Raw genomic sequence first — 7,178 nt, 5'->3', positions numbered from 1 at the left:
CAACGTGCCGACCGCCTCGCGGCCGACGACGCGGCCGCCCGGGCCGCGACCGCCGACGCCCGCAGCGACCTCGCCGCCCGCATCGGCGAGACGAAGCGCTCGCTGGCCGCCCTCGAGAAGCAGAAGCGGTCGTTCGAACAGCGCCGCAGCAACGTGCCCGACGACGCGATCGAGCGACGTCGGCGCATCGCCGAGGGGGCGGGCGTGCCGGTGTCGGACCTGCCCTACGCCGGCGAGCTGTTCGAGGTCGCGCCCGAGCACGCCGGGTGGGCCGTCGCGATCGAGCGCGTGCTCGGCGACCTCGCCACGCACCTCCTCGTGGACCGCACGCACTTCGACGCCGTGCGCCGCTGGGTGGACGAGAACGACGTGCGGGGACGCGTCACGCTCGTGCCGGCGACCACCGGGGCCGATCCGACGCTCATCCCGGTCGACCGCACCGTGCCCGCCATGGTGCGGCTCGACCCGGCGAGCCCGTTCCGCGGCTGGCTGCACGACGAGCTCGTCGCCGACCGCAGCGTGCTCTGCGTCGAGGGGCCCGACGACCTCGGCGGCCCCCGCCCGGCCGGCACCCGCGGTGCCGTGACCCGGCGCGGCCTCCGCACCGGCTCGCGGGACCGCGTGATCAAGGACGACCGGTCGACCCGTTCGTGGATCGGGCTCGACAACGCGGCCCGGATCGCCGAGCTCGGCGACGAGATCGTCGACCTCGAGGCCGTGCTGGCCCGGGTCCGCGCCGAGTACGACGCGATCGAGGCCGAGGCGGTCGAACGCCGTCGCGTCGCCGACGCCGTCGCCCGCGCGAAGGAGTTCACCTGGGACGAGCTCGACACCGCCCCCGCGCAGGCGAGGCTCGACGACCTGCGCGCCCAGCTGGACCGCATCGCCGTCGAGCGTCCCGAACTGGCCACGCTGCAGGCCGAGGCCGCGCAGCACGACGACGACCGCTCGGCCGCGACGCGCCGCCTGGCCGAGATCGACCAGGTGCTCGCGCAGCTCGACGAGAAGCACGCGACGCTCGTCGACATCGAGGACGAGTTCGCGGACGCCGCCGACGCCGCCCCCCTGACCGACGACGAGCGGGCACTCCTCGCCCCGCTGCCGTTCGCGGCACCGCGTGAGGCGACCGACGTCGTGCGGCTGTACCGGGACGCGGCGTCGCAGCTGCGGGCCCAGGTCGACGCGCACGACCGGGACCGGGCGAACGCCGAGTCGACGCTCGTCGTCGTCTTCGAGCGGTACCTCGAACTCGACCGCACCGCGGGCATCGACGCCACGATCGAGAGCCTGCCGGCGGTCCGGGCGATCCACCGGCAGCTCGTCGAGGACGACCTGCCGCACGCGAGACAGCGCTGGCTCGAGAGGGCCGGCAGCGACGTGGGCGACAGCCTGCGGGCGCTGCTCGTCCAGATCGAGGAGGACGGCCACGTCATCCGCCGCGGCGTCCGCCCCATCTCGCAGGCCCTGCGGTCGATCGAGTTCCGGCAGGGCTCGACGCTCGACATCGAGCCGCGGCCGGTGTCGAACGGCGACCTGCTCGAGTTCAAGCGGACGCTGCGCGAGCACACGGGCGGGGCCGGGAGCGGGGCCACGTCCGAGGCACGTGCCTCGGACGGACGGGCTCCGGAGGCGCGGGACGCGTCCGAGGTCGAGCGCCGGTTCCTGAGGCTCCGCCGCGACCTCGCCCACCTCGAGGAGAAATCGAAGGTCGGTGACGCCTGGCGCCGCCGGGTGCTGGACGCGCGGGAGCACTACCAGTTCCGGGCGATCGAGACCCGCGCCGACGGGACGCAGATCGTCCACGAGGGCGTGGCCGGCAAGTCCGGCGGCGAGGGGCAGGAGCTCATCGCGTTCGTGCTGGGGGCCGCCCTGCGGTTCCGGCTGGGAGACGGCACCGACCGGGTGCCGACCTACGCGCCGATCGTCCTCGACGAGGGCTTCGTCAAGGCCGACGCCGAGTACACCGGCCGGGCCCTGGCGGCGCTGACCTCCCTGGGCTTCCAGCTCGTGGTGGGCGCGCCGCGCGACAAGGTCAACGCCTTCGAGCAGCACGTCGAGAGCGTGGCGTACATCTCGAGCGATCCGTCGAACCCCGAGCTCTCGCGCATCTACCCGCTGACCATCCGGCAGGCGATCCAGGTCGAGCAGCACGGTCTCGACCCCGCCGCGCTCGCCTGACCCGCGCCTCCTCGTCCCCCTCCGTCCGAGTGGGCAGAAGATGTCCTCCGCACGCCGGGGAAGGACATGTTCGGCCCACTCGGACGCAGGGAAGGCCGCTAGGCGGCGCCCGGCGCGAGGAAGCCCGTCTCGTAGGCCAGGATCACCAGCTGCGCCCGGTCGTGGGCGTCGAGCTTGGTCATGATGCGGTTGACGTGGGTCTTCGCGGTGTGCGGCGAGATGACCAGGTCGGTGGCGATCTCGGCGTTGGCGCGACCCCGGGCGACGAGCAGCAGCACCTCGCGCTCACGGTCGGTGAGGTGCGCGAGCCCGGCCGGCACGGCCGGCGACGACGCCCCCGACGACGACTCCCCTGACGACGTCGTCCCCGAGACCGATCCCGCCCCGCCGCCACCCGACAGGACGTACTTCTCGATGAGGCTGCGGGTCGCGACGGGCGACAGCAGCGACTCCCCCGCGTGGACGGCCCGCACCGCCCGGACGATCTCGTCGGGCTCCGCGCCCTTGCCGATGAACCCGCTCGCCCCGGCGCGCAGGGCGGCGACGAGGTACTCGTCCTCCTCGAACGTGGTGAGGATCAGCACCTTCGTCCCGGCGAGCAGCGGGTCGGCGCAGATCTCGGCCGTCGCTCCGATGCCGTCGAGTTCGGGCATGCGGACGTCCATCACGACCACGTCCGGCCTCAGCGCCGACGCCCGCGTCACCGCCTCACGACCGTTCACGGCGTCGCCCACGACCTCGACCCCGTCCTCGCCGTCGAGGATGTCGGTCACGGCCTGACGGATCAGCGGCTGGTCGTCGACGACGAGCACGGTCGTCACGAGGCTCCCCCGCTCCCACCGGACGAGCCGGCCGAGCCGGAGGAGCCGGCCACGTCGACCCCACGCGTCACCGGCAGCACGGCCGCCAACCGGTAGCCGCCCGGCGTCGGCCCGGTCTCGACGACGCCCCGAACCGAGGCGACGCGTTCGCGCAGACCGAGCAGCCCGTACCCCCCACGGACGTCCGCCGCTTCGGTCACGTCCCGCGACGCCGGCACGGGGTTCGTCACCACGACCGACACCTCGTGCTCGTCGACCGCGACGAGCACGTGGGCGCGGTTCTCGCCGCCGTGCTTGCCGGCGTTCGTCAGCCCCTCCTGCACGACCCGGTACGCGACGAGGTCGACCGCGCCCGTGACCGCGGCGAGCGGGCCCTCGACCCGCGTGCTCACGACGAGGCCCGCGTCGGCGAACCCGGCCACGAGCTCGTCGAGTCGTGCGAGGCCCGGCTGCGGCGACGCGACCCGCTCGGAGTCCCCGGCGCGCAGCACCTCGAGCAGGTCGCCGATCTCGCCGAGGACGGTCCGGGAGGCGCGGCGGATGGTCGCGAGGGCCGTCACCGCCTTCTCGGGTCGCGTCTCGATCGCCGACGACGCGACGCCCGCGTTGAGGCTGATCACCGAGATCTGGTGGGCGACGGCGTCGTGCAGGTCGCGGGCGATGCGCAACCGCTCCTCGGCCACCCGGCGCGAGGCCTCGGCCTCACGGGTGCGTTCGGCTCGCTCGGCGCGTTCGGTGACGGCCTCGATGTACTCCCGTCGGGAGCGGCTGGCGTCGCCCGCCGCGGCGGCGAAGGCGACCAGGAGCGTGAACTGGACCACGGGCAGGTCGACGACGCGTCCCCCCACCCCCAGCAGGCCGAGCAGGGCGACGGCCAGGACCGTGACGACCGTCACGACGATGGTGCGGCGGCGCGGGGTCCGCGCGGCCACGGCGAAGACGGCGATGCCGGTGGCGAGGACGACGCCCGGTGCGAGCGTGCCGAGCAGGGCGGCGATGCCGAACAGGCCGACGATCGCGGCGAGCACCGGGACGGGGCGTCGACGACGAAACGGCAGCAGGACGACGGGGGCGAGGACGACCGCGACGGCCAGCCCGCCGGTCGGCCGGAACCCCGCGACGGGGAAGGGGGCGAACGCCGCACCGACGACGAGCACCGCGGCGAGCGTGTCGCCCAGCCACCAGGGGACGCGAGGACGCGGGTAGGCGGGCTCGCGCCTCCTGCCGTCCGTCGTCGTCATGACCCCATCGTGCCCTGGAACGCCGACGGCCGAGTCCCCCTCTGGCCCGACGTCGCGTACCGCAGGTGCGGTACTCGACGGCCGGCAGGTGTCCGCGGTGGGGGGACGACCCGGTCGGCGCGGCCCGCGAGGGTGGGTCTCGGCCCCGGAGACACCGGGGCCGTCAGCGACAGGAGCACCATGGCGCCGATCATCTCGGTCCGAGACGTCCACCGTTCGTACGGGCGCGGCCCGAACCGGTTCGAGGCCCTGAAGGGGGTGAGCTTCGACATCGCCGAGGGCGAGAGCGTCGCGATCGTCGGCAAGAGCGGCTCGGGCAAGTCGACCCTGATGCACGTGCTCGCCCTGCTCGACGCCCCGACGACCGGCACCGTCGAGCTCGAGGGCGTCGACACGAGCACGCTCAAGGGAGGGCGCCTCAACCGGACGCGCAACAAGACGTTCGGCTTCGTGTTCCAGCAGTTCTTCCTCACGTCGAGCTCATCGGTGCTCGAGAACGTCGTGCTGCCCATGAAGATCGCGGGCGTGCCCCGCGGCGAACGCCGTCGCCGCGGCCTGGCGGCCCTCGAGCAGCTCGAGCTCGCCGACAAGGCGAAGAACAAGGCCCTGAACCTGTCGGGTGGTCAGAAGCAGCGCACGGTGATCGCGCGCGCGCTGGTCAACGACCCGCGCATCATCTTCGCCGACGAGCCCACCGGCAACCTCGACACGGCGACCGGGGCGGTCGTCGAGGACATCCTGTTCTCGCTGAACCGCGAGAGCGGCATCACGCTGATCGTGGTGACCCACGACGAGGAGCTCGCGGCGCGCTGTGACCGGCGCATCGTGATCCGCGACGGGTTGATCGTCGACGACGAGACCGAGGTGGCGGCATGACGACCCTCGACCTGCTGCTGACCGCCGTCTCGAACACGTTCCGGTCGAAGACGCGGACGATCCTGACCGTCCTGGCGATCTTCGTCGGCGCCTTCACGCTGACGCTGACGAGCGGGCTGGGCACCGGCATCAACGCCTACATCGACGACACGGTCTCGGCCGTGGGCTCGTCCGACACGATGACGGTCACGAAGGCCTCCGACGACGCGCAGGGTCTCGGCGGGGCGAACCCGGGCCCGGCCGAGTACGACCCCGACACCGTCGCCGCGGGCGGGTTCGGTGCCCCCGGGGCGACCGTCGTCGCCCTGACCCCGGACGACGTGACGACCCTCGAGGGCGTCGACGGCGTGCTGGCCGTGCAGCCGACCGAGTCGCTCGCGACCGACTACGTCGAGGGCGAGAGCGGGACGAAATACGTCGTCTCGGCGAGCGCCCTCGCGCCGGGACAGCAGCTCACCCTGACGGCGGGCGCCCAGCCCGACGACGACGCGACCGACCTGCAGGTGGTCGTCCCGACGTCGTACGTCGGTCCCCTGGGGTTCGCGGACGACGAGGCGGCCGTGGGTCGGTCCGTCACGCTGTCCGTGACCGACGCCACGCGCACGCAGCACACGGTCACCGCGACCGTCGTCGGCGTCGCCGAGGAGAGCATCGCCTCGCCCGCCGGGGCGGCGGTCACCCCGAACGCGGCGCTCGGCACGGCCCTGTTCGACGCGCAGAACGTCGGGCTGCCCGCCGACCAGGTCGACCGCTACGCGCAGGCCACGGTGCGGTTCGCCGCGGACGCATCCGACGGGCAGGTGAGCGACCTCGAGGACCGTCTCGCCTCCGCCGGCTACACCGGCACCACCGTCGCCGAGCAGCTGGGCACGTTCACCACGGTGATCGACGGCATCGTGCTCGTGCTCAACGCCTTCGCGATCATCGCCCTGCTCGCGGCGAGCTTCGGCATCGTCAACACGCTGCTGATGAGCGTGCAGGAGCGCACCCGCGAGATCGGCCTGATGAAGGCCATGGGCATGGGCAGCGGGAAGGTGTTCGGCCTGTTCAGCCTCGAGGCCGCGTTCATCGGGTTCCTCGGCAGCGCGATCGGCGTGGGCGTCGCGATGATCGCGGGCAGCGTCGTCAGCGCCACCCTGGCCGGGTCGCTGCTGTCGAACCTGCCCGGGCTGACGCTGATCGCGTTCGACCCCGTGTCGATCGCGCTGATCATCGTCGTGGTGATGGTGATCGCGTTCCTGGCCGGCACGCTGCCCGCCGCGCGCGCCGCGAAGGCCGACCCGGTGGAGTCGCTGCGCTACGAGTGAGGCCGAGGAGGCGCGGGTCGGCCCCGGAACGACGCCCCGGTCTCGTGCTCCAGCAGCGTCCACATCCAGTCGAGCGCGACGCCGGGCGTGAGGCCGGGGGCCTTCTGGGCGAGCTGGGTCGCGAGGCCGTCGCTGTAGGCCGCGAGCTTGAGGGCGAGCGCCGACGGGTCGGCTGTCACGAACCGGCCCTGCTCGATCCCGCGGCGAAGCGTGCGGGTCAGGCAGGCCTCCCACACGCGGATGCGCTCGACGTACTCGGCGGCGACGGCGGGCTTGCGCGCCACGGCCGTCCAGTAGTCGGACCAGAGCCGCCAGTGCTCGTCGGTCGCGTCGGTGTCGGCGAACAGGGGCTCGACGAGCATCCGCACCCCGACGACCGGGTCGAGCTCGACGTCGACCGCCTCGATGATCGACGAGTAGAACCGGGCGGTCTCGAGCACGACGACCTCGTTGAGGATCTCGGCGACGCCGTCGAAGTGGTAGGTCACGGTGCCGACCGAGACCCCGGCCGCGGCGGCGATGTCGCGAAGCCGGGTCGCGCCCATGCCCTCGCGGACGATCACCTCACGGGCGGCCTCGACGATCGACGCCCGCCGGACGACCGGCTTCTGTCGCACGCCCGCGCCGCCGGTGCCCGCAGCACCCGCACCGCCCGCGCCGCCGGTGCTCGCGCCGCCGGTGCCCGGGCGGCCGGTGCCCGCGACGCCCGCGCCGCTCACGCCGACGTCCGGGGCACGAGCTCGTCGAAGGTCCGG

General features: G+C 73.6%; 6 protein-coding genes. 3 read left to right on the top strand and 3 right to left on the bottom strand.

The features are described from left to right. A partial coding sequence (locus tag IFT36_RS14330; protein WP_274598582.1) for an SbcC/MukB-like Walker B domain-containing protein occupies positions 1-2,178 on the top strand: 2,178 nt, incomplete at its 5' end. Between the two features lie 98 nt (positions 2,179-2,276). Here the strand turns inward: IFT36_RS14330 and IFT36_RS14325 are convergent. Together IFT36_RS14325 and IFT36_RS14320 are read right to left on the bottom strand one after the other, a co-directional pair. Further along, on the bottom strand, positions 2,277-2,999 hold the full coding sequence (locus IFT36_RS14325) for a response regulator transcription factor (RefSeq protein WP_200413471.1): 723 nt from the start codon (positions 2,997-2,999) through the stop codon (positions 2,277-2,279). Next, the gene (locus tag IFT36_RS14320; RefSeq protein WP_200413470.1) at positions 2,996-4,240 is read right to left on the bottom strand and encodes a sensor histidine kinase; all 1,245 of its coding nucleotides are present in this window, start codon (positions 4,238-4,240) and stop codon (positions 2,996-2,998) included. Before IFT36_RS14320 ends, IFT36_RS14325 begins: the two co-directional genes overlap by 4 nt. Positions 4,241-4,420: 180 nt before the next feature. Between IFT36_RS14320 and IFT36_RS14315 the strand changes: the two genes are divergently transcribed. Beyond that, a complete protein-coding gene (locus tag IFT36_RS14315; protein WP_200413469.1) occupies positions 4,421-5,116 on the top strand; it encodes an ABC transporter ATP-binding protein in 696 nt (231 codons plus the stop codon). Beyond that, complete coding sequence (locus IFT36_RS14310; protein ID WP_200413468.1) at positions 5,113-6,423, top strand: ABC transporter permease; 1,311 nt, start codon at positions 5,113-5,115, stop codon at positions 6,421-6,423. The genes IFT36_RS14315 and IFT36_RS14310 overlap by 4 nt, the downstream gene beginning before the upstream one ends. Here the strand turns inward: IFT36_RS14310 and IFT36_RS14305 are convergent. Next, on the bottom strand, positions 6,414-7,178 hold a 765-nt coding region (locus tag IFT36_RS14305), incomplete at its 5' end, for a TetR/AcrR family transcriptional regulator (protein WP_249408651.1). The two genes, IFT36_RS14310 and IFT36_RS14305, sit on opposite strands and share 10 nt — an antisense overlap.

The sequence above is a fragment of the Frigoribacterium sp. CFBP 13605 genome, from assembly GCF_014839405.1.
Lineage (GTDB): Bacteria > Actinomycetota > Actinomycetes > Actinomycetales > Microbacteriaceae > Frigoribacterium.
This window is presented reverse-complemented; position numbering and strand designations above follow the sequence as displayed.

Coding starts and splice junctions, on each gene's coding strand:
- IFT36_RS14310 (WP_200413468.1), top strand. CDS start 5,113: ATGACGACCCTCGACCTGCTGCTGACCGCCGTCTCGAACACGTTCCGG.
- IFT36_RS14320 (WP_200413470.1), bottom strand. CDS start 4,240: ATGACGACGACGGACGGCAGGAGGCGCGAGCCCGCCTACCCGCGTCCT.
- IFT36_RS14315 (WP_200413469.1), top strand. CDS start 4,421: ATGGCGCCGATCATCTCGGTCCGAGACGTCCACCGTTCGTACGGGCGC.